The sequence below is a fragment of the Isoptericola sp. NPDC058082 genome, assembly GCF_042885055.1.
GTDB lineage: Bacteria > Actinomycetota > Actinomycetes > Actinomycetales > Cellulomonadaceae > Isoptericola.
The window spans coordinates 196,525-220,250 of the sequence record NZ_JBHVSQ010000005.1; the positions used below are offsets into that span (position 1 = coordinate 196,525).

General features: G+C 74.4%; 20 protein-coding genes. 4 read left to right on the top strand and 16 right to left on the bottom strand.

The genetic code is table 11. The annotated features are described in order from the left end of the window. The 14 genes from ACFVS0_RS09600 to ACFVS0_RS09665 all read right to left on the bottom strand — a co-directional run bounded on the left by ACFVS0_RS09600 (nucleotide 1) and on the right by ACFVS0_RS09665 (nucleotide 15,115). A complete protein-coding gene (locus ACFVS0_RS09600) occupies nucleotides 1-339 on the bottom strand; it encodes a P-II family nitrogen regulator (RefSeq protein WP_430549879.1) in 339 nt (112 codons plus the stop codon). Further along, entirely contained in the window at nucleotides 336-1,622 is a 1,287-nt protein-coding gene (locus ACFVS0_RS09605) for an ammonium transporter (protein ID WP_430549878.1), read from the bottom strand. The genes ACFVS0_RS09600 and ACFVS0_RS09605 overlap by 4 nt, the downstream gene beginning before the upstream one ends. Before the next feature lie 214 nt (nucleotides 1,623-1,836). After that, nucleotides 1,837-3,015: a signal recognition particle-docking protein FtsY gene (ftsY, locus tag ACFVS0_RS09610; protein WP_430587807.1), complete on the bottom strand. Its 1,179-nt coding sequence runs from the start codon at nucleotides 3,013-3,015 to the stop codon at nucleotides 1,837-1,839. An 83-nt stretch (nucleotides 3,016-3,098) separates the two neighbouring features. Then, nucleotides 3,099-3,425: a hypothetical protein gene (locus ACFVS0_RS09615; RefSeq protein ID WP_430549876.1), complete on the bottom strand. Its 327-nt coding sequence runs from the start codon at nucleotides 3,423-3,425 to the stop codon at nucleotides 3,099-3,101. 4 nt (nucleotides 3,426-3,429) lie between these two features. After that, nucleotides 3,430-7,011 (bottom strand): chromosome segregation protein SMC, encoded by a 3,582-nt coding sequence (gene smc / locus ACFVS0_RS09620; RefSeq protein WP_430587808.1) that lies wholly within the window; start codon nucleotides 7,009-7,011, stop codon nucleotides 3,430-3,432. 142 nt (nucleotides 7,012-7,153) lie between these two features. After that, on the bottom strand, nucleotides 7,154-7,612 hold the full coding sequence (ndk, locus tag ACFVS0_RS09625) for a nucleoside-diphosphate kinase (RefSeq protein ID WP_430587809.1): 459 nt from the start codon (nucleotides 7,610-7,612) through the stop codon (nucleotides 7,154-7,156). 70 nt (nucleotides 7,613-7,682) lie between these two features. Continuing rightward, nucleotides 7,683-8,126, bottom strand: a complete 444-nt coding sequence (locus ACFVS0_RS09630; protein ID WP_430549873.1) for a DUF4233 domain-containing protein — start codon at nucleotides 8,124-8,126, stop codon at nucleotides 7,683-7,685. Next, the gene (locus tag ACFVS0_RS09635) at nucleotides 8,123-9,805 is read right to left on the bottom strand and encodes an MDR family MFS transporter (RefSeq protein ID WP_430587810.1); all 1,683 of its coding nucleotides are present in this window, start codon (nucleotides 9,803-9,805) and stop codon (nucleotides 8,123-8,125) included. The genes ACFVS0_RS09630 and ACFVS0_RS09635 overlap by 4 nt, the downstream gene beginning before the upstream one ends. 100 nt (nucleotides 9,806-9,905) lie before the next feature. Then, on the bottom strand, nucleotides 9,906-10,514 hold the full coding sequence (locus tag ACFVS0_RS09640) for a TetR/AcrR family transcriptional regulator (RefSeq protein WP_430549871.1): 609 nt from the start codon (nucleotides 10,512-10,514) through the stop codon (nucleotides 9,906-9,908). Between the two features lie 57 nt (nucleotides 10,515-10,571). Further along, nucleotides 10,572-11,282: a dihydroxyacetone kinase phosphoryl donor subunit DhaM gene (dhaM, locus tag ACFVS0_RS09645; protein WP_430587811.1), complete on the bottom strand. Its 711-nt coding sequence runs from the start codon at nucleotides 11,280-11,282 to the stop codon at nucleotides 10,572-10,574. After that, on the bottom strand, nucleotides 11,279-11,980 hold the full coding sequence (gene dhaL, locus ACFVS0_RS09650) for a dihydroxyacetone kinase subunit DhaL (RefSeq protein WP_430587812.1): 702 nt from the start codon (nucleotides 11,978-11,980) through the stop codon (nucleotides 11,279-11,281). The genes dhaM and dhaL overlap by 4 nt, the downstream gene beginning before the upstream one ends. A gap of 41 nt (nucleotides 11,981-12,021) precedes the next feature. Beyond that, nucleotides 12,022-13,017, bottom strand: coding sequence for a dihydroxyacetone kinase subunit DhaK (gene dhaK, locus ACFVS0_RS09655; RefSeq protein WP_430549868.1), 996 nt, complete (start codon nucleotides 13,015-13,017; stop codon nucleotides 12,022-12,024). 131 nt (nucleotides 13,018-13,148) lie between these two features. Continuing rightward, nucleotides 13,149-14,585 (bottom strand): bifunctional folylpolyglutamate synthase/dihydrofolate synthase, encoded by a 1,437-nt coding sequence (locus ACFVS0_RS09660; protein WP_430549867.1) that lies wholly within the window; start codon nucleotides 14,583-14,585, stop codon nucleotides 13,149-13,151. A gap of 41 nt (nucleotides 14,586-14,626) precedes the next feature. Further along, nucleotides 14,627-15,115, bottom strand: coding sequence for a nitroreductase/quinone reductase family protein (locus ACFVS0_RS09665; protein ID WP_430549866.1), 489 nt, complete (start codon nucleotides 15,113-15,115; stop codon nucleotides 14,627-14,629). A 113-nt stretch (nucleotides 15,116-15,228) separates the two neighbouring features. On the opposite strand from ACFVS0_RS09665, the gene ACFVS0_RS09670 reads away from it, so the two are divergent. Beyond that, nucleotides 15,229-15,939 carry an alpha/beta fold hydrolase gene (locus ACFVS0_RS09670; protein WP_430587813.1) on the top strand — a complete coding sequence of 237 codons (711 nt, stop codon included), beginning with the start codon at nucleotides 15,229-15,231 and terminating at the stop codon, nucleotides 15,937-15,939. Nucleotides 15,940-15,954: 15 nt separating this feature from the next. On the opposite strand, the gene ileS is transcribed toward ACFVS0_RS09670, so the two are convergent. After that, the gene (gene ileS / locus ACFVS0_RS09675; RefSeq protein ID WP_430587814.1) at nucleotides 15,955-19,344 is read right to left on the bottom strand and encodes an isoleucine--tRNA ligase; all 3,390 of its coding nucleotides are present in this window, start codon (nucleotides 19,342-19,344) and stop codon (nucleotides 15,955-15,957) included. Nucleotides 19,345-19,705: 361 nt separating this feature from the next. Here ileS and ACFVS0_RS09680 point away from each other — a divergent pair, with 361 nt between their 5' ends. From ACFVS0_RS09680 to ACFVS0_RS09690, 3 genes are all read left to right on the top strand, one after another. Beyond that, nucleotides 19,706-20,452: a phosphotransferase family protein gene (locus tag ACFVS0_RS09680; RefSeq protein WP_430587815.1), complete on the top strand. Its 747-nt coding sequence runs from the start codon at nucleotides 19,706-19,708 to the stop codon at nucleotides 20,450-20,452. A gap of 344 nt (nucleotides 20,453-20,796) precedes the next feature. Continuing rightward, on the top strand, nucleotides 20,797-21,414 hold the full coding sequence (locus ACFVS0_RS09685) for a YdcF family protein (protein WP_430587816.1): 618 nt from the start codon (nucleotides 20,797-20,799) through the stop codon (nucleotides 21,412-21,414). A gap of 31 nt (nucleotides 21,415-21,445) precedes the next feature. Then, the gene (locus ACFVS0_RS09690; RefSeq protein ID WP_430587817.1) at nucleotides 21,446-22,087 is read left to right on the top strand and encodes a LysE family translocator; all 642 of its coding nucleotides are present in this window, start codon (nucleotides 21,446-21,448) and stop codon (nucleotides 22,085-22,087) included. A gap of 27 nt (nucleotides 22,088-22,114) precedes the next feature. Here the strand turns inward: ACFVS0_RS09690 and ACFVS0_RS09695 are convergent, their stop codons facing one another. Next, a complete protein-coding gene (locus ACFVS0_RS09695; RefSeq protein WP_430563310.1) occupies nucleotides 22,115-23,722 on the bottom strand; it encodes a molybdopterin-dependent oxidoreductase in 1,608 nt (535 codons plus the stop codon). Nucleotides 23,723-23,726 lie beyond the last annotated feature (4 nt).

Below are 23,726 nucleotides of genomic sequence, written 5' to 3' on the forward strand. Positions count from 1 at the left end.
TCAGAGGGCCGCGTCGCCGTGCTCGCCGGTGCGCACGCGCACCACGTCGTCGAGCGTCGTGGTCCACACCTTGCCGTCCCCGATCCGGCCGGTCTGGGCGGCCTTGACGACGACGTCCACGACGGTGGGCGCGTCCTCGTCCGCGACGAGGACCTCCACGCGGACCTTCGGCACCAGGTCGACCGTGTACTCGGCGCCCCGGTACACCTCGGTGTGCCCCTTCTGGCGGCCGTAGCCGCTGGCCTCGCTGACCGTCATGCCGCGGATGCCCGCGGCCTCGAGGGCGGACTTCACGTCGTCCAGGCGGTGGGGCTGGACGACTCCGGTGACGAGCTTCATGCGCGGATCTCCCTCTTGATCTGGCCGCTGGCGGAACCCTGCGGGACGGTCTCGTAGGCGGACTCGCTGTGCACCGCGAGGTCGATGCCCCCGACCTCGGCCTCCTCGGAGACCCGCCAGCCCATGACCGCCTTGAGCGCGATCGCGATGAGGTACGTGATGATGCCGGAGAAGACGATCGCGACGACGGCGATGATCGCCTGGACGGCGAGCTGGTTCAGGCCGCCACCGTAGAACAGCCCCGTCTCGGTGGCGAGGAAGCCGATCGAGACCGTGCCCCAGAGGCCGGAGACGAGGTGCACGCCCACGACGTCGAGCGAGTCGTCGTAGCCCAGCTTGTACTTGAGGCCCACCGCGAAGGCGGAGAGCACGCCCGCGATCGCACCGACCGCGATCGAGCCCACGGGGCTGACGGATCCGGCGGCCGGGGTGATCGCGACGAGGCCCGCCACGACGCCCGACGCCGCGCCGAGCGACGTCGCCGAGCCGTCGCGCAGCCGCTCCACCAGGAGCCAGCCGAGCACCGCGGCCGCGGTCGCGACCGTCGTGTTGACCCACGCGAGACCCGCGAAGCCGTCGGCCGTGAAGGCGGAACCGCCGTTGAAGCCGAACCAGCCGAACCACAGGAGGGCGGCGCCCAGCATGACGAGCGGGAGGCTGTGCGGGCGCATCGGCTCGGAGCCGAAGCCCTTGCGCTTGCCCACCACCAGGGCGAGGACCAGCGCGGCCACACCGGCGTTGATGTGCACCACGGTGCCGCCGGCGAAGTCGATCGGCGTCGCGATGGACGCGAACGGCCCGTCGCCGGACAGCAGGCCGCCGCCCCAGACCATGTGCGCCATCGGGAAGTAGCAGAGGGTCACCCACACGGCCACGAAGACCATCCAGGTGCCGAACTTGGCGCGGTCCGCGATCGCGCCGGAGATCAGCGCGACGGTGATGATGGCGAACGTGGCCTGGAAGCCGACGCCCACGATGCCCGGGACGCCGAAGTCGTCGATCACGAACTCACCGGCGGCGTCGTAGATCGCGCCCGACAGCCCGAACTGGTCGAACGGGTTGCCGACGATCCCGCCGAGGTCGGCGCCGTAGGACATCGACCAGCCCCACAGCACGTAGACGACGCCGACGACGGCGATCGCGCCGAACGACATCATCATCATGTTCAGCACGGACTTGCCGCGCACCATCCCACCGTAGAAGAGCGCGAGTCCAGGGGTCATCAGGAGCACGAGAGATGCCGACATCAGCATCCACGCGGTTGCTCCGGTGTCCAGCTCCATGAGTTGTTCCTCCCTCACCAGCCGGGCGGCCGGGTCGGGCACTACCGTGGTCGGGCGGGGTTTCGCCTGGACTCTCCTGGTGTTTCGCGGGTGTGACAAGGCCTCGCCACGCGTCAACTTTGCGTTAACGGGGCCCCGTGAGCCGCGTCGGCGGGCGGAGCCGTCGCCCCGGTCGGCCGATCCCGGTCAGCCGATCCCGGTCAGCCGATCCCAGTCAGCCGAGCAGGCCGTCGACGAACTGCTCGGGGTCGAACGGCGCCAGGTCGTCCGGCCCCTCCCCCAGGCCCACGAGCTTGACCGGCACGCCGAGCTCGCGCTGCACGGCCACGACGATGCCGCCGCGGGCGGTGCCGTCGAGCTTGGTGAGCACGATGCCGGTCACGCCCGCGACCTCGCCGAACACGCGCGCCTGGTTGAGGCCGTTCTGCCCGGTGGTGGCGTCGAGCACGAGCAGCACCTCGGCGAGCGGCGCCTCCCGCGTGATGACGCGGGTGATCTTGCCGAGCTCGTCCATGAGGCCCGCCTTGTTCTGCAGGCGGCCGGCGGTGTCGACGAGGACGACGTCCGTGCCCTCGGTCTTGCCGCGCCGCACCGCGTCGAACGCGACGGCGGCGGGGTCGGCGCCGTCCCGGTCCGAACGGACGGTCTCCACGCCCACGCGGGCGCCCCACGTCTGCAGCTGGTCGGCGGCCGCCGCGCGGAACGTGTCGGCCGCGCCGAGCACCACCGACCGGTCCTCCGCGACGAGCACGCGGGCGAGCTTGCCGACGGTCGTCGTCTTGCCGGTGCCGTTGACGCCCACGACGAGCACGACGGCGGGCAGCCGCGTGCCGTCCTCGCCGACCGGGCCGGTGGTGGCGACCTCGCGGTCCAGCGCCGGGTCGACGACCTTGAGCAGCTCCTCGCGCAGCAGGTCGCGCACGGTCTTCGGGTCGCGCACGCCGAGCACGCGCACGCGGGTGCGCAGGGCCTCGAGGAGCTCCTCCGCCGGGCCGGCGCCGATGTCGGCCAGCAGCAGCGTCTCCTCGAGCTCGTCCCAGTCGTCCTCGGTGAGGTGGTCGCGCGACAGGACGCTGAGCAGCCGCGCACCGAGCGGCGACCCGGACCGGGCGAGCCGGTCGCGCAGGCGCACCAGGCGGCCGGCCACCGGCTCCGGCGTCTCGAGCGCGGGGGCCGCCGGCTCCGCCACCTCGGGCTCCGCGGCGGCCGCCTCGGGGGCGGGCTCGGCGGCGGGCCGTCCCGGCGCGGGCGCGACCGTCGTCATGCCCTCGTCGCGCCGGTCGACCTGCTCGTCGAGGCGACGGCGGCGCGACCGCGGGACGAGCAGGGCGGTGCCGCCGCCGACCACGACGACGACGCCAAGAAGGATCCAGAGCCAGAGCAGATCAGTCACGCGCACAGTCTCCCAGAAGCGCACGACCGCGCCGCGCGACCCGGGTCGCCGCCGGGTTCACCGCCGGACCCACGGGCGGGGGGTCACTCCGGCTTGCGGACCGTCCCCACGTGCCACGAGCTGCGGGCCTGCAGGCGTGCCCGGTGCAGCGCGTCGGTGAGCTCCTCCGGGTCGACGTAGCCCGGTGCGTCCTCGATCGTCGCGGCGAAGAACTCGTCCATCCCGGTCTCGACCGGGGCAGGGGGCGCGACGCGCTTGCGCCGCAGCCCGGACCGGAAGTCGCGCAGGAAGCGACCGAGGCCGGGTGCCTCGTCGTCCTGACCCCCACGACGCTCCATGACGTTGGCCACGAGGAACACCACCGCGGCGAGAACGAGGGACCCGAGGACCCAGAGGACGAACGTGAGCATGGCGCTATTCTCCCCGCGCATCGACGGTCTCGCGCATCCGCTGGGAGATGACGGTCGTCACACCGTCGCCGCGCATCGTCACGCCGTACAGCGCGTCCGCGACCTCCATCGTGCGCTTCTGGTGGGTGATGACGATGAGCTGGGAGTCCTCCTGCAGCTCGCGGAAGATCTCCAGCAGGCGGCCCAGGTTCACGTCGTCGAGCGCCGCCTCGACCTCGTCCATCACGTAGAACGGGCTGGGGCGCGCCTTGAAGATCGACACGAGGAACGCGACCGCTGTCAGCGACCGCTCCCCTCCGGACAGCAGCGACAGCCGCTTGACCTTCTTGCCCGCCGGGCGCGCCTCGACCTCGATGCCCGTGGTGAGCAGGTCGCCCGGGTCGGTGAGCACCAGGCGCCCCTCGCCGCCCGGGAAGAGCCGGCCGAAGACCCGCTCGAACTGCTCCGCGGTGTCGCGGAACGCCTCCGCGAAGACCTGCTGCACCCGCTCGTCGATCTCCTCGACGATGTGCAGCAGGTCCTGGCGCGACTTCTTGAGGTCCGCGAGCTGCTCCGTGAGGAACTGGTGCCGCTCCTCCAGCGCCGCGAACTCCTCCAGGGCCAGCGGGTTGACCGCGCCGATGCGGGCGAGCGCACGCTCCGCCGTCGCGAGCCGCTTCTCCTGCTCCGCCCGCACGTAGGGCACGGGCTCCGGGTCCGGGTCCTCCTCGGCGGCGTCGGCGGGGCGCGCCACGGGCACGTCGTGGTGGGGGCCGAGCTCCTCGACCAGGACGTCGGGGTCGCTGCCGAGCTCGTCCACCGCCCGGGCCCGCAGCTGCTCGAGCCGCGCCACCTGCTGGGCGCGCGCCACCTCGTCGCGGTGCGCGACGTCGGTGAGGTCGCGCAGCTCGCCCGCGAGCCGGTCGGCGTCGACGCGGACCGCCTCGAGCTCCTGCTGCCGTGCGGCGCGCTCCTCGTCGGCGGCGGCGCGCTCGGCCTGGGCGCGCTCGATCGAACGGGCGAGCACGGCGAGGGCCGTGCCCGCGTCGTCGCGCACGCCGGCCGCCGTCCGCGCCTCGGCCGCGCGCTGCACCGCGCGTCGCTCCGCCTTCTCGCGGGCGGCCCGCTCCTGCGCCGCGGCACGCGCGAGGCCCTGCGCACGGCCGGCGACGGCGCGCGCCCGCTCCTCGCCGGTGCGCAGCTCGAGGCGCGCCTCCGTCTCGGCGGCGCGCGCCTCGGTGGCGGCCGCCTGCGTCGTCTCGCGGGCCGCCTGCGCCTCGGCGACCTGCTCCTGGGTCTGCGCCGGCTCGGCCTCCGCGACCTCCAGGCGACGGGCCAGCTCGGCCAGCTCCGCCTCGTCGGCCTCCCGGCGCTCCACCGCCTGTGCCAGCGTCGCGCGGTGCCGCTCCGCCTCCGCGAGCGCGGACCGGTGCGCCGAGCCCAGCGTGCCGAGCTGCTCCGCGACGGCGGCGAGCGCCGCGTCCGACTCGTGCAGCCGCGCCAAGGTGTCGTCGTGGGCGGCCTGCGCCGCCTCGAGCCGTTCGCGCGTCCCGACCAGCTCGAAGCGGCACCGCTCGGCACGGGCCGCCGCGTCGTCGAGCCCCTCCTTGGCCTCGTCCAGCGCGGACGTCAGGTGCAGCACGCTCGGCGCGGCCGCGGAGCCGCCCCAGGCCCGCGTGGCGCCCAGCAGGTCGCCCGCCCGCGTCACGGCGACGACGGCGGGCGCCGCCTGGACCAGGGCGCGCGCCTGGGCCAGGTCGTCCACGACGACCACGTCGCGCAACAGCGTGCGCAACGGCGCGGCCGCGGGCCCCGCCACGGTGACGACGTCGGCCGCGCGGCGTGCGCCGTCGGGCAGGTCGGCGGGGACGGCGGTCGGCCCCGACGGGCCGTCGTCCGCGCCGCCCACGACGAGCCCGGCGCGGCCGGCGTCGTCGTCGCGCAGGCGGCGCAGCGCGTCGACCGCCGCGCCGAGGTCGCGCACGGCCACGGCGTCCGCGACCGGGCCGAGCGCGGCCGTCACCGCGTCCTCGTAGCCGGGCTCGACGCCGAGCAGCGCGGCGACCGAGCCGAGCACGCCGGGCGCGGCGTCCGCGAGCAGGGCCCCCGCGCCGTCCTTGCGGTCCAGGCTGAGCTCGAGGGCCTCGACGCGCGCGCTCCAGGTGGCGCGGTCGCGCTCGGCCTCGGCCGCGCGGGCCTCGAGGTCTCCCACCGCCTCCTGCGCCTCGGCCAGCGCCGTCGTCGCCTCCTCGTGCCGGGCGTCGAGGTCCTCCTCGCCCTCCTCGGCACCCACGACCTGCACCTCGAGCGCGCCGAACTCGCGCGCCGCCGCCTCGGCCCGGCGCTCCGCCTCGGCCACGACCTCGCGCACGCGCTCCAGCTCGGCGTCGCCGGCCTCGACGCGGCTGCGGCGCGCGGCCACCTGCCCCGAGAGCCGGGCGAGGCCCTCGCGGCGGTCGGCCGCGCCGCGGTGCAGGGTCGCGAGCTCGCGCTCCGCGGCGTCCGCGGCCTTCTCGGCGTCGGTGCGGGCGGCGACGGCGGACTCGAGCGCGGCGCGCGCGAGCTCGACCTCGCGGGTCAGCTCCGCCTCCGTGGCCCGCGCGCGCTCGGCCTGGGCCTCCAGGTCGGCCGGGTCCTGCCCCCGGTGCTCCGGCTCGGCGGCACCCAGCAGCCGCACCCGCTCGTCGGCGAGCGTGGCGAGGCCCCGCAGCCGCTCGCGCAGCGCGCTCAGCGCGTGGAACGCGTCGGCCGCGCGACCGGCGTCCGCGACCGCGGCGGACGCCGCGACCTCGAGCCGCGCCAGGTGCTCCCGCGCCCGCTCCAGGCCCTGCTCCGTCTCCTGCTGCCGCTCGCGCAGCGCCGCCTCGTCGGCCCGCTCCTGGGCCATCTGGGCGGTGAGCTGGGCCAGGTCGTCCGCGAGCAGGCGAGCCTTCGCGTCGCGCAGGTCGGCCTGGACGGTGCGGGCCCTGCGCGCCGCCTCCGCCTGCCGTCCGAGCGGCCCGAGCTGACGGCGCAGCTCCGCGGTGAGGTCCGTGAGGCGGGCGAGGTTGCCCTGCATCGCCTCGAGCTTGCGCAGCGCCTTCTCCTTGCGCTTGCGGTGCTTGAGGACGCCGGCCGCCTCCTCGACGAAGCCGCGCCGGTCGTCGGGGGTGGCGCGCAGCACGGCGTCGAGCTGCCCCTGACCCACCACGACGTGCATCTCGCGGCCGATGCCGGAGTCGCTCAGCAGCTCCTGGATGTCGAGCAGCCGGCAGGAGCTGCCGTTGATCGCGTACTCCGACCCGCCGCTGCGGAACAGCGTGCGGGTGATCGTCACCTCGGTGTAGTCGATCGGCAGGGCGCCGTCGGTGTTGTCGATCGTGAGGGACACCTCGGCCCGGCCGAGCGGCGGACGGCCGGCGGTGCCGGCGAAGATGACGTCCTCCATCTTGCCGCCGCGCAGCGACTTGGCGCCCTGCTCCCCCATCACCCAGGAGAGCGCGTCGACCACGTTCGACTTGCCCGAGCCGTTCGGCCCGACGACGCACGTGATGCCCGGCTCGAGGCTCAGCGTCGTCGCCGAGGCGAACGACTTGAAGCCGCGGAGCGTGAGCGTCTTGAGGTGCACCCGGCGAGCCTAACCGCCGGATCCCGCCGATCCGCGGAACTACGCCGGTCCCGCCCGGAGACGTCCGGACACGCCGACGGCCGGGCCCGTGCGGGCCCGGCCGTGCGACGTCGTGCGTGAGTCGTGCGAGACGTGCGAGCGCTCAGAGGTTCGGGAACCAGAGTCCGATCTCGCGGGCCGCGGACTGGGGCGAGTCGGAGCCGTGCACCAGGTTCTGCTGCACCTTGAGGCCCCAGTCACGACCGAGGTCGCCGCGGATGGTGCCGGGGGCCGCCTCGGTGGGGTTGGTCGCCCCCGCCAGCGAACGGAAGCCCGGGATGACGCCCTGGCCCTCGGCGACGACGGCGAGCGTCGGGCCCGAGAGCATGAAGTCCACGAGCGGCTGGTAGAACGGCTTGCCCTCGTGCTCGGCGTAGTGCGCGGCGAGGAGCTCGGTCGTGGCCTGCTTCAGCTCGACGGCGACGAGCGAGTAGCCCTTCGCCTCGATGCGCCGCAGCACCTCGCCGGACAGGCCGCGGCGCACGCCGTCGGGCTTGACGAGCACCAGGGTGCGCTCGATGGCGGGCTCGGCGGGCAGGGTGGTGTCTGCGACGTCGGTCATGGCGGAGAGCCTATCGGCGCCCGTGCCGTGCCCCGTACGCCCGACCGCCCGACGACCCCGGCGCGGCCGGTCAGAGGTTCGGCGCCGTCTCCGGGTGCTGCGCGTCGTACTCCGCGCGCTCGCGGTCGATGCGTCCGCCCAGGCGCATCGAGACGACCCACATCGCGACGAACACCACACCGACCACGAACATCATCGGCAGCAACAGGCCCATCGCCAGCACGGGCACCTGCACGACCGTCCCCGCGTAGTACCCCAGCGGCGTCCCGACCATGCGGGACATCACCAGCAGCACCACGAACAGCACGCCGATCACGAGCCACAGGGCGAGCGGCGACTCGATCACCAGGGGGCCGCGCTCGTAGCCGGTGTTCCGCAGCCCGTAGAGGGCGACGCCGGCGAACAGCACCACGAACGCCTCCAGCTGCAGCATCATCGACGTGAACTGCACCTTGGCGGGCTTGCGGGGCTTGATGCGGTCCCCCGGGCGGGGACGGTCGTCCTTCTTGCTCACGACCCCACGATATCCGCGCGCTCGCGGGTGCCGGGACCGTCCTCGTCGGAGGTGGCCTCGGACGCGCCGTCGGCGACCGGCAGCTCGTCGAGCGCCCCCGCCCTGGCCGGGTCGGCGACCGCCTCGCCGCGCGCCACCATGCCGGCGACGTCGGAGAGCTTGATCACGGGCAGGAAGAGGGCGAGCACCAGGCCCAGCACGATCAGAGGCAGCAGGTACCAGAACGACGGCGCCAGGGCGTCGGCGTAGGCGTCGATGACGCCGGTCTTCAGCGGCTCGGGCAGCTGCTGCACGAGGGCGGGGGTGAGGCTGGACTCCCCCGCACCGGCCGCGCCGCCCGGCACGCCGGCGAACACGCCCTGCAGGTTGTCGGTGAGCCGCGTGGTGAAGATCGTCGTGAACAGGGCCGTGCCCGTGGCGGCGCCGATCTCGCGGAAGAAGTTGTTGGAGCTCGTGGCGGTGCCCAGCTCGTGCGGGTCGACGGCGTTCTGCACCGCGAGCACGACGGTCTGCATCACGAGGCCCATGCCGGCGCCGAGCGTGAAGATCATCGCGCCGAACGTCCACATGGACATGTCGCCCGACAGGGTCGTCAGCCACACCATCGCCAGCGCGACGACGATCAGCCCGACCACGGGGTACGCCTTGTACTTCCCCGTCTTGGAGATCGCGATGCCCGACACGATCGAGGTCAGCATCATGCCGGCCATCATCGGGAGCATCAGCCAGCCGGACTCGGTCACGCCGGCGCCGGTCGACATCTGCAGGAACGTCGGGATCATCGCCATCGCCGAGAACATGCCCATGCCGAGCACCAGGCCGATGAGCGTGGTGATCGTGAAGGTCCGGTTCTTGAACAGGCGCAGCGGGATCAGCGGCTCGGCGACGCGCGTCTCGGCCACGATGAACCCGGCCACGGCGGCCAGCGTCAGCACGACCAGCCCGGACAGGCGCCAGTCGGTCCAGTCGTAGCCGCTCGAGGAGAGCGACTCCCAGCTCGTGACGAGCACGATGCCGGTGGTGGCCACCGCCATCGTGACGATCCCGGCCCAGTCGATCGGACGGGAGGAGCGGTGGGAGGGCAGCTTGAGCGCGAACCACGCGATGACGAACGCGGCGACGCCGACGGGGAGGTTGATCCAGAACGTCCAGCGCCAGCCCGGGCCCTCGGTGAGCCACCCGCCGAGGAGCGGCCCGAGGACGGCGGAGATGCCGAACAGCGCACCGAGCGGGCCCATGTACTTGCCGCGCTCGGACGCCGGCACGATGTCGGCGATGATCGACTGCGACAGGATCATCAGGCCGCCGCCGCCGAGGCCCTGGACCCCGCGCCACAGGACGAGCTCGATCATGTTCTGCGAGAGCGCGGCGCCCACGGAGGCGAGGGTGAACAGCCCGATCGCGACGAGGAACGGCCAGCGCCGGCCCATGAGGTCGCCGAACTTGCCGTACAGGGGCATGCCGATGGCGACGGCCAGGATGTAGGCCGTGATGACCCACCCCTGGTGCTCGACGCCGTTCAGCTCGCCGACGATCGTGGGCATCGCGGTGCCGACGATCGTCTGGTCGAGGGAGGACAGGAACATCGACGCCATCAGGGCGCCGAAGATCAGCCAGACGGTGCGCTGCGTCAGGACGACGAGCGGCTTGTCCGGCGCGGCGGGAGCGGCATGGCTCATGGAACACCTCGGATCGGCGGCGCACGGGGCGCCGGGGTAGTGACGGGGGCGGGGATGCTTCGGGTGACGACGTGCGCGGGTGCCGGCGGGCACCCGGGGGTCACGACGTGAGGATGGCGGCGAGCTGGCCGACGACGTGCGGCACGTGGTCGCCGACGTCGCCCTCGTGACCGGCGCGGGCCCAGTCGTCCATCGCGGCTCGCGTGACGACGAAGACGACCATGGCGCACATCTCGGGGTCGGCGGGCAACGGGGCCGCCTCGTGCCGCCGCTCGAACAGGGCGACGACCTGGGTCTTGTGCCGCTCGAACCAGGCGAAGTGCCGGCCGAGCAGCCGTGGCTCCAGCTGCAGGATCTCCATCACCTGCTCGCCGTGGTGCTGCCCCGGGCCCGCGAAGGCCTCGAGCAGGGACCGGACGAGCACCTCGAGGTCGGCCACGAGGCGTCCGTGGGGCCCGCCGGCCGCGAACGCCTCGCGGATCTCGGCGCTCAGCTCGAACGAGCCCTGGCCGAGCACCGCGTCGTCCTTCGACTCGAAGTAGTTGAAGAACGTGCGGGGAGAGATCTGGGCCGCCTCGGCGATCTCCTCCACGGTCACGGCGTCCAGGCCGCGCTCGAGCACGAGGCGCTGGGCGGCGTCGACGATCGCGTCCGTGCGCGCGCGCTTCTTGCGCTCACGCAGTCCGAGGTCGCCGGCGGGAGGAGTCACCGGACAATCATGCACCCACTGCAATATTGCACCAAGTGCAATTTCCTGTGAGCGTGGTCACACCTCGCCGAAGCCGCCCTCGATCAGCCCGACGACGGTGGCCACCGCGTCGCGCGCGTCCGCCCCGTGCGCGGCCACCTCGACCTCGGTGCCGGCGGCCGTGCCCAGCGCCATGAGCTGCAGCACGCTCGTCGCGTCCACGCCCTGCAGGGTGACCGGCCCGCCGAACGCCGCCGCGGCGCGTGCCACCACCGCCGCCGGGCGGGCGTGCAGGCCCAGCGGGTTGCGGATCACGACCCGCGCCGAGACCGTCTCGCCGCCCGCGTCCGGGGCCTCGGGGGTCGGGGCCGTCGGCGGGGCGACGGGCGGGGCGACGGGCGGGGCGACGGGCGCGCCCGCCCCCTCGGCGGCGGCCAGCACCGCGTCCAGGTCGCCGCCCTGCTGCGCCGCGACCGCCGCGGCGACGGTGCCCTCGACGAACGGCGCGTCGGCGAGGCGCACCCGGTCCGCCAGGTCGGCGTCGAGCTCCAGCGCCGTCTCGACGGTCAGCACGGCGGAGCCCAGGTCCGCCAGGACGACGACGCCGTCGACCCGCGGCAGCGCGTGCCCCAGAGCGTCCTGCACGACCTCCAGCGACGTGCCCAGGCCGCCGTCGCCGTCCCCCGCCCCGCTCTCCAGGACGACGTCCGGCGCCATCTCGCGGGCCAGCTCGACCGCACCCTCGGCGAGCCGCGTCGAGTGGGAGACCAGCAGCAGCCCGACGCTCACTCCGCGACCGCCTCCGCCTCGCTCTCGCCCGCCGTGGAGTCGGGCGTGGAATCGGGCGTGGCGTCGAGCGCCGCGTCGAGCGCCGCGCGCAGCACCAGCGCCGTCGAGCGCGCGCCCGGGTCCTCGTGGCCGGCGCTCCGCTCCCCCAGGTAGGAGGCGCGCCCCTTGGTCGCGACGAGCGGGATCGTGCCGGTGGCCCCCGCGTCGGCCGCCTCCGCGGCGGCTCGGAGCACGTCGACAGGGTCCCGACCGGCGTCCGCGGCGGTGGTCGCCGCCTCGACCGCGGGGGCGAGGGCGTCGACCATCGTCTTCTCCCCGACCTGCGCCTTGCCGCGCGACGTCACGCCCTCGAGCGCGGCGTCGAGCAGCACCACGACGCCGGACCCGTCCACGCTGGGGCGGGCGGACCGCTTCGCCGCCCGCAGGAACGCCGTCCCGTACAGCGGCCCCGAGGCGCCGCCGACCTTCGACATCAGGGTCGTCGCGACGAGCATCAGCACGTCGCCCACCTCCGCGCGCTCCGGGGCGCCCGGCTCGTCCAGCTTCGCGACCACGGCCTGGAACCCGCGGTGCAGGTTCTCCCCGTGGTCGCCGTCCCCGATCTGCCGGTCGAGCTCCGTGAGCTCGTCCTTCGACCCCGCCACGACGTCGGCGGTGCGCCGCACCCAACGCTCCGCCCAAGCCACGTCGAGCCCCATGACCGCACGCCTCCTCGCCTCGGGGCGCCCCGCGGCGCCCGTCACCAGTGCAACGCCGCCGTACGCACCGGCGCGTCCCACAGCCCCCGCAGCTCGTCGTCCAGCCGCAGCAGCGTGATCGACGCGCCCTGCATCTCCAGCGACGTCACGTAGTTGCCCACGAGCGACCGGGAGACGGTGACACCGCGCTCCTCGAGCAGCCCGCGCGCTCGACCATAGACGACGTACAGCTCCGACAGCGGCGTGCCCCCCATCCCGTTGACGAACAGCAGCACGTCGTCGCCGCCGCCCAGCCGCAGGTCGTCGGCGACCGGGTCGAGCAGGCTGCGCGTGATCTCGGCGGCGCCGGCGAACGGGATCCGGTGGCGGCCGGGCTCGCCGTGGATGCCGATGCCGATCTCGACCTCGTCGTCGGGCAGGTCGAAGGACGGCTTCCCGACGTGCGGCACCGTGCAGGCCGTGAGCGCGACGCCCATGCTGCGCACGTTCGCCACGACGCGGCCGGCGATCTCGGTGACGGCGCCGAGGTCGTCGCCGCGGGCCGCGGCGGCGCCCGCGATCTTCTCCACGCAGACGGTGCCGGCGACGCCGCGGCGGCCCGCCGTGTACAGCGAGTCCTCGACGGCGACGTCGTCGTTGACGAGGATCGTCGCCACCTGCGACCCCTCCGCCTCGACGAGCTCCACGGCCGTCTCGAAGTTGAGCACGTCGCCCGTGTAGTTCTTCACGATCGCGACGACGCCGGCGCCCGAGTCCGCGCCCAGGATCGCCGGGACGATCTGGTCCGGCGTGGGCGAGGTGAACACCGCGCCCGGGACCGCCGCGTCGAGCATCCCGTCCCCGACGAACCCGGCGTGCAGCGGCTCGTGCCCCGAGCCTCCGCCGCTGACCAGCCCCACCTTGCCCGGGACGGGCCCGCCGGCCCGCGTCACGTACACGGGCTCGTCGTGCACCTCGACCAGGTCGGCGTGGGCGAGCCCGAATCCCGCGAGCGAGTCGGTCACCGCGTCCGCGGGGTCGTCGAGCAGCTTCTTCATGTCGTGCCTCCTCGCCTGGCACCGCCGTGCACCGCGGCGGCCTGTCCCCATCCAACACCCGGGCGGCACGCCACGCAGCACCCCCGGGGGGTGGCGGGCGGGTGATCGTGCGCGCGTCCCGGACGGGCGCGTCAGCCGCGGCCGAGCAGGATCCGGGCGTCCGCGACGGTGATGACCGAGCCGGTGACGAGCACGCCGCGGCCGGTGCCGACGCCCACCTGGTCGCCGCTCTCGGCGAGGTCGGCCGCCATCTGCAGCGCCTCGTCGAGGCGGGCGGCGGTGCGTACGCGGTCCTCGCCGAAGATCTCGTGGGCCACCTCGAGCAGGTCCTCGGGGTCGGCCGAGCGGGCCGACGAGTTCTTCGTGAGCACGAGCTCCGTGAGCGCCGGCTCGAGCGTCGCGAGCAGCCCTTCGACGTCCTTGTCCGCCATCACGGCGACGACGCCGACCAGGCGCGGCAGGTCGAACTCCTCGTCGAGCGCGTCGACGAGGGCCTGCGCCCCGTGCGGGTTGTGGGCCGCGTCCACCAGGACGGTCGGGCTCGAGCGCACCACCTCGAGGCGCCCGGGCACGACGACGTCGGCGAACGCCGTCTCGACCACGCCGCCGTCCAGGGCCCGGCCGCCGAGCAGCGCCTCGACCGCGGCGAGCGCGAGGAGCGCGTTGTGGGCCTGGTACGCGCCGTGCAGCGGCACCAGCACCTCGGTGTACAGGCCGGCGGGGGTACGCAGGTCGACGAGCTGCCCACCGACGGCCGGCCGACGGCCGGCGACCTCGAGCTCCACGCCCTCGCGCAGCAGGTGCGCCGACACCTCCGCCGCACGTTCGCGCAGGATCTCGTCGACGACGACCTCCTGCTCGGCGCTCACGACCGTGGCGCCCTCCTTGACGATGCCGGACTTCTCCGTGGCGATCTCCGCCAGCGTCGAGCCGAGCCAGCGCTCGTGGTCGATGCCCACCGGGGTGAGCACCGCGACCTCGCCGTCGACGACGTTGGTGGAGTCCCACCGGCCGCCCATGCCGACCTCGACGACCGCGACGTCGACCGGGGCGTCCGCGAAGGCCGCGACCGCCATGACGGTGAGCACCTCGAAGAAGCTCAGCCGCGGCCCGTCCGCCTCCTGCGACTCGCGGTCGACCACGCCGATGTACGGCGCGACGTCCTCCCAGACCTCGACGAAGCGGGCGGCGCTCAGCGGCTCGCCGTCCACCTGGATGCGCTCGGTGACGCTCGTGAGGTGGGGCGACGTGAACAGGCCGGTGCGCAGGCCGTGCTCGCGCACGAGCCGCTCGGTCATGCGCGCCGTCGACGACTTGCCGTTGGTGCCGGTGAGGTGGATCGCGCGGAACGCGTGCTGCGGGTCGCCCAGCAGCTCGAGCACGCGCCGCACGCGGTCGAGCGTCGGGTCGATGTCGTGCTCCGGCGCCCGCGACATGATCTCCGCGTACACCTCGCGCAGCGACTCCTGCGCCACGGCGTCCTCCGCCGCCGCGCGGGCGGCCTGGCGCTCGGCGGCACGGGCCTTGCGCACGGCGGACGAGGGCTTGTTCTCAGCGTCGGGGGTCACCCCCGAAGGATAGGCGCTGCGCGCCCGCCGACGACGGCCGGTCAGCGCGGCGCGAGCACCACGACCGGGGTCTCCCCGGCGCGGTGCGCGGCGAACCGGTCGATCTCGCCCCAGCCCTGGTGGCGGCCGACGAGCGTCCAGAGCCGGTCGCGCTCCTCGCCCTGCGCCGCCGTCGCCCGGACGGGTCGCGGGCCGTCGACGGTGTCCACCTCGGCGTCCGGGTGCGCGCGCAGGTTGAGCCACCACGCGGGCGGCGGGTCGCCCCAGCCGTTCATCGCCAGGGTCACGTACCGGCCGTCGTCCTCGACGTAGCCGAGGATCACGGCACGCTCCTGGCCGCTGCGGCGCCCGACGACGCGCAGGCGCAGCATGCCGAACTTGCCGCCGGGGGTGGGCCGCCGCAGCGGCCACCGGCCGCCGCTGATCCGGTAGCCGGCGCGCTGGACCGCCCACGCCGAGCGGACGAACCAGCGCGGCGGGACGAAGGGCGGGCGGGACTCGGGGGCCGGTGTCGCGTGCGTGCTGCCCATGGCGGACTCCTCGGCGAACTCCTCGCAGCGGGCCGGCGCGGCACGCCGGGGCACCAGGCTAGCCCCGGGGTGGGCGCCGCGCCGCTGTCGTCGGCCGGGGCTACGGTCGGGTCGTGGCCACCGCTTCCGACGCTCCCGAGCGTCCCGTCCGCCTCGCTCGTCGCGTCGTCCCCGGCCCTCCGGGGTCGGACGCCTCGCCGCTGGTGCTGCTGCACGGCGGGGGCGGTGACGGCTCGACGTGGGACCCGTTCCTCGGCCCGCTCTCCCGCCGCGGCCCGGTCGTGGTGCCGGACCTGCGGGGCGCGGGGCGCAGCCCGCGGCGCGGCGTCGGGTCGGTGACCGAGCTGCGGGACGACGTGCTGCTGCTGCTCGACGACCTCGCCCTGGACCGCGCGGTGCTGGTCGGGCACTCGCTGGGCGCACTCGTCGGGCTGCTGGTCGCCCTCGAGCGGCCCGACCGCGTCGCGGCGCTGGTGCTCGAGGAGCCCCCGCCCCTGGAGCCCTTCCGCCTCCCCGCGCCGGCCAGGCGCCCGGACGACGCGTCGTTCTACGAGCGGGAGATCCGCCCCGCGGTGCTGGCGGCGCTCGCCGCCCCGGACCCCGCCTGGGTGGACGGTCTGGCCGCCGTCGCCGCGCCGACGCTGGTGATCGGAGGCGGCCCCGACAGCCACCTGCCGCAGGACGCGATGGCCCGCACGGCGGCCCGGCTGCCCGACGCCCGGTTCGTCACGCTGTCCGGCGGCCACCTGGTGCACCCGCACTCCCCCGACGCGTTCCTGCGCGAGGTCGAGGGGTTCCTCGACCTCGCGCAGGGCGGCTCGTGACGGCTGGTCCGCGGGTCAGCCGGCCGGCGTCTCCCGCTTGCTCACGCGCACGGCGCGCTCGCCGTCGCCCGCCGCCACGGCGAGGTCGAGGGCGAGGGTCTCGCGGGCGATGAGCTCCCGGTAGGTCTCCACCGCGGCGACGTGCTCGGCGGGCACGTCGAGCTCCAGGGCGATGCGGTCGCTCACCTCCAGGCCCGCGGCCTTGCGGGCGTCCTGCACGTCGCGGATGACGTCGCGGGCGTAGCCCTCGGCGCGCAGCGCGTCGTCGAGCGCGAGGTCCAGGACGACGAACCCGCCGCCCGGCAGCACGGACGCCGCGACGTGCTCGCCGGCCGCGTCGCCCACGACGGTGGTGAGCTCGTACTCCGCCTCGAGGAGGGGCTCGTCGCCGGCGTCGGTCGTGACGACGACGGTGCCGTCGTCGTCCCGGCGCCACGCGCCCGCCTTCGCCGCCTTGATGACGGACTGGACGCCGCGGCCCAAACGCGGGCCGGCGGCCCGGGCGTTGACGGCCAGTCGCTCGGTGATGCCGAACCGCTCGGACGCGTCGGCGTCCGCCTCGACGAGGTCGACCGCCTTGACGTTGAGCTCCGACGTCAGCAGGCCGACGTAGTCCGCGAGCGCCGCCGGGTCCGGCACGGCCACCGTGAGGCGGGCCAGCGGCTGGCGCACGCGCAGCTGGTGCGCCTTGCGCAGCGCGAGCGCGCTGGACACGACCGCGCGCACCTCGTCCATCGCCGCGACGAGCTCGTCGTCGCGCACGAGCGCGGCCTCGGGGACCTGGTGGACCGCGACGGCGTGGGCGCCGTCGGCGCCCTCGAACCGCTCGCCGACGTCCTGCGCGGTCGCCGGCCAGTCCGTGAGGTGCACGGACCGGCCGCCGGTGAGGCCGCGCCAGACCTCCTCGGTGAGCAGCGGCGCCAGCGGCGCCATGACGCGCGTCAGCGTCTCGAGCGCCGTGTACAGCGTGTCGAACGCGTCGGCGTCCTCGGCCCAGAACCGGTCGCGCTGGGTGCGCACGTACCAGTTGGTCAGGACGTCGAGGTGCTCGCGCACCGACTCGCAGGCGCCTCCGATGTCGTAGGCGTCGAGCTGTGCGGTGACCTTCGCGACCAGGTCGTGGGTGCGGGCCAGCAGGTAGCGATCGAGGGCGGGCAGGCCGGGGACGCGCTCGGCCGTGACGGGCTGCGCCGTGTAGCCCGCGCCGTCCGCCTCGGAGCCGGTCGCGCTGTTCGCGTACAGGGTGAAGAAGTAGTAGGTGCTCCACAGCGGCAGCAGCACCTGGCGCACGGAGTCGCGGATGCCCTCCTCCGTGACGACGAGGTTGCCGCCGCGCAGGATCGGGCTGGCCATGAGGAACCAGCGCATCGCGTCGGAGCCGTCGCGGTCGAACACCTCGGAGACGTCCGGGTAGTTGCGCAGGGACTTGCTCATCTTGCGGCCGTCGGACCCGAGCACGATGCCGTGCGAGACGGCGGTGCGGAACGCGGGCCGGTCGAACAGCGCGGTGGCGAGCACGTGCAGCAGGTAGAACCAGCCGCGCGTCTGGCCGATGTACTCGACGATGAAGTCGCCCGGGTAGTGGTGCTCGAACCAGTCGGCGTTCTCGAACGGGTAGTGCACCTGGGCGTACGGCATGGAGCCGGAGTCCATCCACACGTCCATGACGTCCTCGACGCGGCGCATCGTGGACTTCCCGGTCGGGTCGTCGGGGTTCGGGCGGGTGAGCTCGTCGACGAACGGGCGGTGCAGGTCCGGCTCTCCGTCAGGGCCCAGCGGCAGGCGGCCGAAGTCGCGCTCGATCTCCGCCAGCGAACCGTAGACGTCGATGCGCGGGTGCGCCGGGTCGTCGCTCTTCCACACCGGCACCGGGGATCCCCAGAACCGGTTGCGGCTCAGCGACCAGTCGCGGGCGTTCGCGAGCCACTTGCCGAACTGGCCGTCCTTGATGTGCTCGGGGGTCCAGGCGATCTCCTGGTTGAGCTCGACCATGCGGTCCTTGAACTTCGTCACCTCGACGAACCACGAGGACACGCCCATGTAGATCAGCGGCTGCCGGCAGCGCCAGCAGTGCGGGTAGGAGTGCGCGTACGACTCGCGGCGCAGCAGCACCGTGCCGGCGGTGACCGACCCGGCGTCGGCCTCCCCGCGGGTGCGCGCCTTGAGGTGGTCGATGATCGGCAGGTTCGCGTCGAAGACCTGCAGCCCGGCGTACTCGTCCACGGGGTGGATGAACTTGCCGTCCGCGCCCACCGGCATGACGGACGCGACGCCCTCGCGGTCGCACACGACCTTGTCGTCCTCGCCGAACGCGCCGGCGCTGTGCACCAGACCGGTGCCGTCCGTCGTCGTGACGAAGTCGGCCTCCACCACCCGGTGCGCGCGCTCGCGCCCCTCGTAGTACGAGAACGGCGGGGTGTAGGAGGTCTGGAGCAGGTCGCGGCCGGAGAGGCGACCGACGACGCGCGGCGCGTCCTCGTCCGGGTCGGTGAGCTCGCGGGCGTACGCGTCCACGCGCGCCGCGGCGAGCACGTAGCGCTGCGGCGCGCCCGTGAACGACGACTCCACGACGACGTACTCGATGTCCTCGCCGACCATGACGAGCAGGTTGGACGGGAGCGTCCACGGCGTCGTGGTCCAGATGAGGAGCTTGTCGCCGGGGCGCACGACGTCCTGGCCCGCGGGCACGGTGGTGACGTCGAAGCCGACGGTCACGGCCGGGTCCTGCCGGGTCTGGTAGACGTCGTCGTCCATGCGCAGCTCGTGGTTGCTCAGCGGCGTCTGGTCGTTCCAGCAGTACGGCAGCACGCGGTAGCCCTCGTACACGAGGCCCGCGTCGTAGAGCTTCTTGAAGCCCCAGAGCACCGACTCCATGTAGGTGACGTTGAGCGTCTTGTAGTCGTGGTCGAAGTCGACCCAGCGCGCCTGGCGGGTGACGTAGTCGCGCCACTCGGACGTGTACCTCAGCACCGACGAGCGGCAGGCGGCGTTGAACTTCTCGATGCCGAGCTCGAGGATCTCGTCCTTGGTCTTGATGCCGAGCTGGCTCATCGCCTCGAGCTCGGCGGGCAGGCCGTGCGTGTCCCAGCCGAACCGGCGCTCCACGTGCTTGCCGCGCATCGTCTGGTAGCGCGGGACGACGTCCTTCGCGTAGCCGGTGAGCAGGTGGCCGTAGTGCGGCAGGCCGTTGGCGAACGGCGGGCCGTCGTAGAACACGAACTCGTTGCTGCCGTTCTCCCCCGCCGGGTTCTTCGCGACGGACGCGCGGAACGTGTCGTCGGCGGCCCAGAAGTCCAGGACCTCGCGCTCGATCGCCGGCAGGTCCGGGGACGCGGGGACCCCGGCGATGCCGAAGGCGGCGCCCTGCTGGGGCTGGTCGGACGAACGGTGCTGCGGATAGGCCATGGGTGGGCTCCTGTGCGGACGAGCTGGCGGTCGGTGGTACGACGTCGGTGCTGCTGGGCTGGTGCTGTGCAAGGACGACGCCCCCGCCCCGAAGGGCGCGGGTCCCGCGGTACCACCTCGCTTGCGGACGCCGCTCGCGCTGACCTCCGCCGCTCGTTCACGGCTGTGACGGGCCTACCCGTCCGGTTCTACTGAGAGCGCGGGTGCGCTCGGTTCTTCCGGAGGCTCACCGGTGATGGCCGGGTCGACGCCTGTGCGTCCATGGTAGCCAGCCGCGCAAGTGCGGTCGTCGAGGGGCGGCTTCGGCAGCAGGAGGAAAAACCCGGGCGGCATCGCGGACGTTCTCGCCAGGATGGCGGGTATGGACGAGGTCGAGGTCGTCGTGGCCCACAGCCAGCGCGCGACGCTGCGCGTGGGCGACATGTTCCTGAAGGTCGACGGCGACCCGGGGCACGCCGAGCGAGAGGCGCGGGCGATGGCCCTGGCTCCGGTCCCGACCCCGGCGATCCTCTGGTGCGAGCCGCCCGTGCTCGCCATCGCCGCCGTGCCCGGACAGGCGCTCGGCGTCCTCGGCGAACCATCACCGGCGTCGTCGGCGGCCTGGGCCGCGGCCGGTGCCGCCGCCCGCACGCTGCACGACGCACCGCTGCCGCCGTGGCCGGGACGCCCGCTCGACGACATCAGGGCCGAGCTCGACGCCGAATGCGCCTGGCTGCTCGATCACAATGTCCTGCCCCCCGAGGTGATCCGCCACAACCGCGAGATCGCCGAGGCCGCCCTGCGGCCCTGGTCCCCGGTGTTCGTCCACGGCGACCTCCAGCTCACCCACGTGTTCGTCGACGGCGACGAGCTCACCGGCATCATCGACTGGTCCGAGGCCGCGCCCGGCGACGCGATGTTCGACATCGCCATCCTGACGCTCGGGCACGAGGAGCGCCTGGACGACGTGCTGGCCGGCTACGGCCCCGGCGCGGACCGGGCCGTGATCCGCGCCTGGTGGTCGCTGCGGAGCCTGACGGCGTCGCGCTGGCTGATCGAGCACAGCTTCGACCCGGACGCGCCGGGAGCCGAGCTCGACGTGCTCAGAGCCCGGATGCGGGAGTCTTAGAACCATGGACGTCGAACGCCCCCAGGTGGTGTGCCTGTGCGGCTCGCTGCGCTTCCGCGACCTGTTCGAGTCGGAGCGGCGTCGGCTGACGGCCCAGGGGGTGATCGTGCTCGGCCCCGAGGCCATCGACGAGGAGCTGACGCCTACCAGGCGCGAGGCTCTGGGCGAGCTGCAACTCCGCCGGATCGACCTGGCGGACGAGGTCCGGGTGGTGAGCGTCGGTGGCTACGTCGGTGCCTCGACGCGCGGAGAGGCATGGGCCGATGGTGGCATCGGCCCGCCGTCGTCGTCTCCGGTATTCCCGGGTCCCACCGCGGCGGACGCCGCGGTCTACAGTCCCTCGCATGCGCCGCGGACCGATCGTCGCCCTCGCCGGGGTCTCCGGGCTCGCCGGGGTCTCCGGGCTCGCCGCCGTGCTGGCCTGGAGCGAGTGGCTGAACCGGCGCTGGTCGCGCACCCTCGTGGCCGACGCCGCGGGGCCGACGCAGGCCGTCGTCGTCCTGGGGTTCCGCAATCCCGGCCCGGCGGCGAACGTCGTCAACCGCTGGCGGGTGCGCGCGGGGCTGCGGTCGATCGACCCGGCGGCACGCGCGCGGCTCGTGCTCAGCGGGGGCACGACGACGTCCCGCCGCTCCGAGGCGAGGGTGCTGGCCGACCACGCCGTCGGCGTCCTGGGCTACGACGGGCCCCTGGTGCTGGAGGAGGAGAGCCGGACCACCTGGGAGAACGTCGCGCGCGTCCTCCCGCTGGTCGAGGACGCCGACCGGATCACGTTCGTCTCGCAGCCGGCGCACGCGCTCAAGGCCCGGGTCTACGTGGCCCGTCAGCGGCCGGACCTCGTGGGCCGGCTGACCCGCGCGGCCGACCACCGCTGGGGCGAGTGGCTGCCGCTCAAGCCGGCCCTCGCCGCCTACGGCCTGTGGACGCTGCGGGGCGTCCGGCGCGACCTGCGCGGGCGGTGACACCCCGCCGCCCGGCTCGTATCGTGACGTCGTGACCGTCACCCAGGCGTTGCTCGCCTTCGCGCTCGTCGCGGGCCTCCTCACCCTCGTCCCCGGACTCGACACCGCGCTCGTGCTGCGCAGCACCGTGACCCGCTCGCGCTCGCACGGGTTCGCGGCGCTCGGCGGCATCCAGGTCGGCACCCTCGTGTGGGGCGCCGCCGCCGCGGGCGGCGCGGCGGCGCTGCTCGCCGCCAGCCAGACGGCGTACCGCGTGCTCACCCTGGCGGGCGCGGCATACATGGTCTGGATGGGGGCGTCGATGCTCTGGCGGTCCTTCCGGTCCCCCCGCGACGCCGCCGGCGAGGTCGACGTGCCGCTGCCGACAGGCGGCCGCTGGCGCGACTTCGGGCTGGGGCTCAGCACCAACCTCATGAACCCGAAGGTCGGCGTCTTCTACGTCGCCGCGATCCCCCAGTTCGTGCCCGACGGCGTCAACCCGCTGCTCATGGGCCTGCTGCTCGCCCTGGTGCACTGCGTGCTCGGGACCGTCTGGCTGTCGCTCGTCGCCCTCGGGGCGGGCTGGTTCGGGCCCCGGCTGCGCCGGTCCGGCGCCGTGCGCTGGGTGGACCGCGTCACCGGCGGGGTGCTGGTCCTGTTCGGCGCCCGGCTGGCGGCCACCGCGCGCGTCTGACGCCGCCCCGGGCCAGTCTGCGCCCGATCAGGTGATCGTCAGCTCGATCGTGTGCCAGCCGGTGGCGCCGTCCGGCGCGGGCGGTGCCTCCGCCTCGACCTGGACGGTGCCGTCCGCGTCCGTCGCGCGTACCGCCACGAGGTGGTCGCCGGGGGGCGCGTCCCAGTCCAGGCGCCACTGGCGCCACGTGTCCGGGCCGACGGTCTCGGCGAGCTCGGCCGCGACCCAGTCGCCGTCGTCCACCCGCACCTCGACGCCGGAGATCCCGGTGTGCTGGGCCCAGGCGACGCCCGCGAGCGTCACGGTGCCCGCGGGCAGGTCGTCGCCCGGGCGCGGGACGTCGATGCGCGACGACAGCTTGATCGGACCCAGCGCGGACCAGCCGCGCGGCGTCCAGTAGCCCTGCTCGTCGGCGAACCGGGTGACCTTGAGCTCGGTGACCCACTTGGTGGCCGACACGTACCCGTACAGGCCGGGCACCACGAGGCGCGCGGGGAAGCCGTGCTCGGTGGGCAGGGGCTCGCCGTTCATGCCGACCGCCACGAGGCAGGCGCGGTCGGGCTCCTGCAGCACCTCCAGCGGCGTGCCCGCCGTGAAGCCGTCGGTGCTGCGCGAGAGCACCATGTCCGCGCCGGCCTGCGGCTTCGCCCGGGCCAGCAGCTCCCGCACGGGGTAGCCGAGCCACAGCGCGTTGCCGATGAGGCTCCCGCCCACCTCGTTGGAGACGCACGCCAGCGTGACGTGGTGCTCCTCGAGCGGCAGCGCGAGCAGGTCGTCCCACGTGATCGTGAACGGCTCGTCCACGAGGCCGGTCACGGTGAGCGACCAGTCGTCGGGGTCCACCTGCGGCACGACCAGGGCCGTGTCGATGCGGTAGAACTCCGGGTTCGGCGTGACGTACGGAGCGGCACCCTCGACGCCGAGGTCGGCGCCCGCGGGCACCGGCGGCGCCGACGTCGCGGGCCGGGGCAGCCGGATCGCCTCCCGCGCGGCCGTCACCGCGCGACCGCCGGCGGAGACCACGCGCGAGACGCCGAGCACGACCACGGCGCCCGCCGCCGTGACGCCGGTCCACTGCAGGAAGCGGCGCCGGTCGATCGCGGACCGCCAGTCGGCCCCGGGCCGCTCGTCCTCGGCGAACCACGTCTCGACCCGCCGCAGCAGGGCGCTGAGCAGGGCGATCGCGGCCACCACCCCGAGCAGGCTCGGCAGCGCCCAGGCGATGTTCGCCCCCGGACGTCCGGCGGCCACGACGGCCGCCACCGCGCCCACGGCGCCCAGCAGGACGGCGCCCCACGGCGGGCGACGCCGCTCCAGGAACCCCACGAGCGCCGCCCCGGCGAGGGAGACGGCGCCCATCGTCGCGAGCAGCACGGCCTTGTCGGCCGTGCCGAACCACGACACCGCCAGGTCCTTCAGCCAGCCGGGGACGCCGTCCACCACCGCCCCGCCGACCGCCACGACCGGGCTCGACGACGGGTCGACGAACGCCGCGACCAGCTCCGCGACCGCCAGGCCCGCCGCCGTCGCGACCACGCCCGCGAGCGCCGCCCACCAGCCGTCGCGCCGCTTCGGCTCGGGCGGGACCCACGACTCGGCGTCCCAGCCCCCGGCGTCTCCCGGTGAGCTGCTCATGACC

Coding starts and splice junctions, on each gene's coding strand:
- ACFVS0_RS09665 (WP_430549866.1), bottom strand. CDS start 15,115: ATGGGCAGCACGCACGCGACACCGGCCCCCGAGTCCCGCCCGCCCTTC.
- ndk (WP_430587809.1), bottom strand. CDS start 7,612: ATGACCGACGTCGCAGACACCACCCTGCCCGCCGAGCCCGCCATCGAG.
- ACFVS0_RS09685 (WP_430587816.1), top strand. CDS start 20,797: ATGCGCCGCGGACCGATCGTCGCCCTCGCCGGGGTCTCCGGGCTCGCC.
- ileS (WP_430587814.1), bottom strand. CDS start 19,344: ATGGCCTATCCGCAGCACCGTTCGTCCGACCAGCCCCAGCAGGGCGCC.
- dhaK (WP_430549868.1), bottom strand. CDS start 13,017: ATGAAGAAGCTGCTCGACGACCCCGCGGACGCGGTGACCGACTCGCTC.
- ACFVS0_RS09605 (WP_430549878.1), bottom strand. CDS start 1,622: ATGGAGCTGGACACCGGAGCAACCGCGTGGATGCTGATGTCGGCATCT.
- dhaL (WP_430587812.1), bottom strand. CDS start 11,980: ATGGGGCTCGACGTGGCTTGGGCGGAGCGTTGGGTGCGGCGCACCGCC.
- ACFVS0_RS09615 (WP_430549876.1), bottom strand. CDS start 3,425: ATGCTCACGTTCGTCCTCTGGGTCCTCGGGTCCCTCGTTCTCGCCGCG.
- ACFVS0_RS09635 (WP_430587810.1), bottom strand. CDS start 9,805: ATGAGCCATGCCGCTCCCGCCGCGCCGGACAAGCCGCTCGTCGTCCTG.
- ACFVS0_RS09680 (WP_430587815.1), top strand. CDS start 19,706: ATGGACGAGGTCGAGGTCGTCGTGGCCCACAGCCAGCGCGCGACGCTG.
- ACFVS0_RS09695 (WP_430563310.1), bottom strand. CDS start 23,722: ATGAGCAGCTCACCGGGAGACGCCGGGGGCTGGGACGCCGAGTCGTGG.
- ACFVS0_RS09600 (WP_430549879.1), bottom strand. CDS start 339: ATGAAGCTCGTCACCGGAGTCGTCCAGCCCCACCGCCTGGACGACGTG.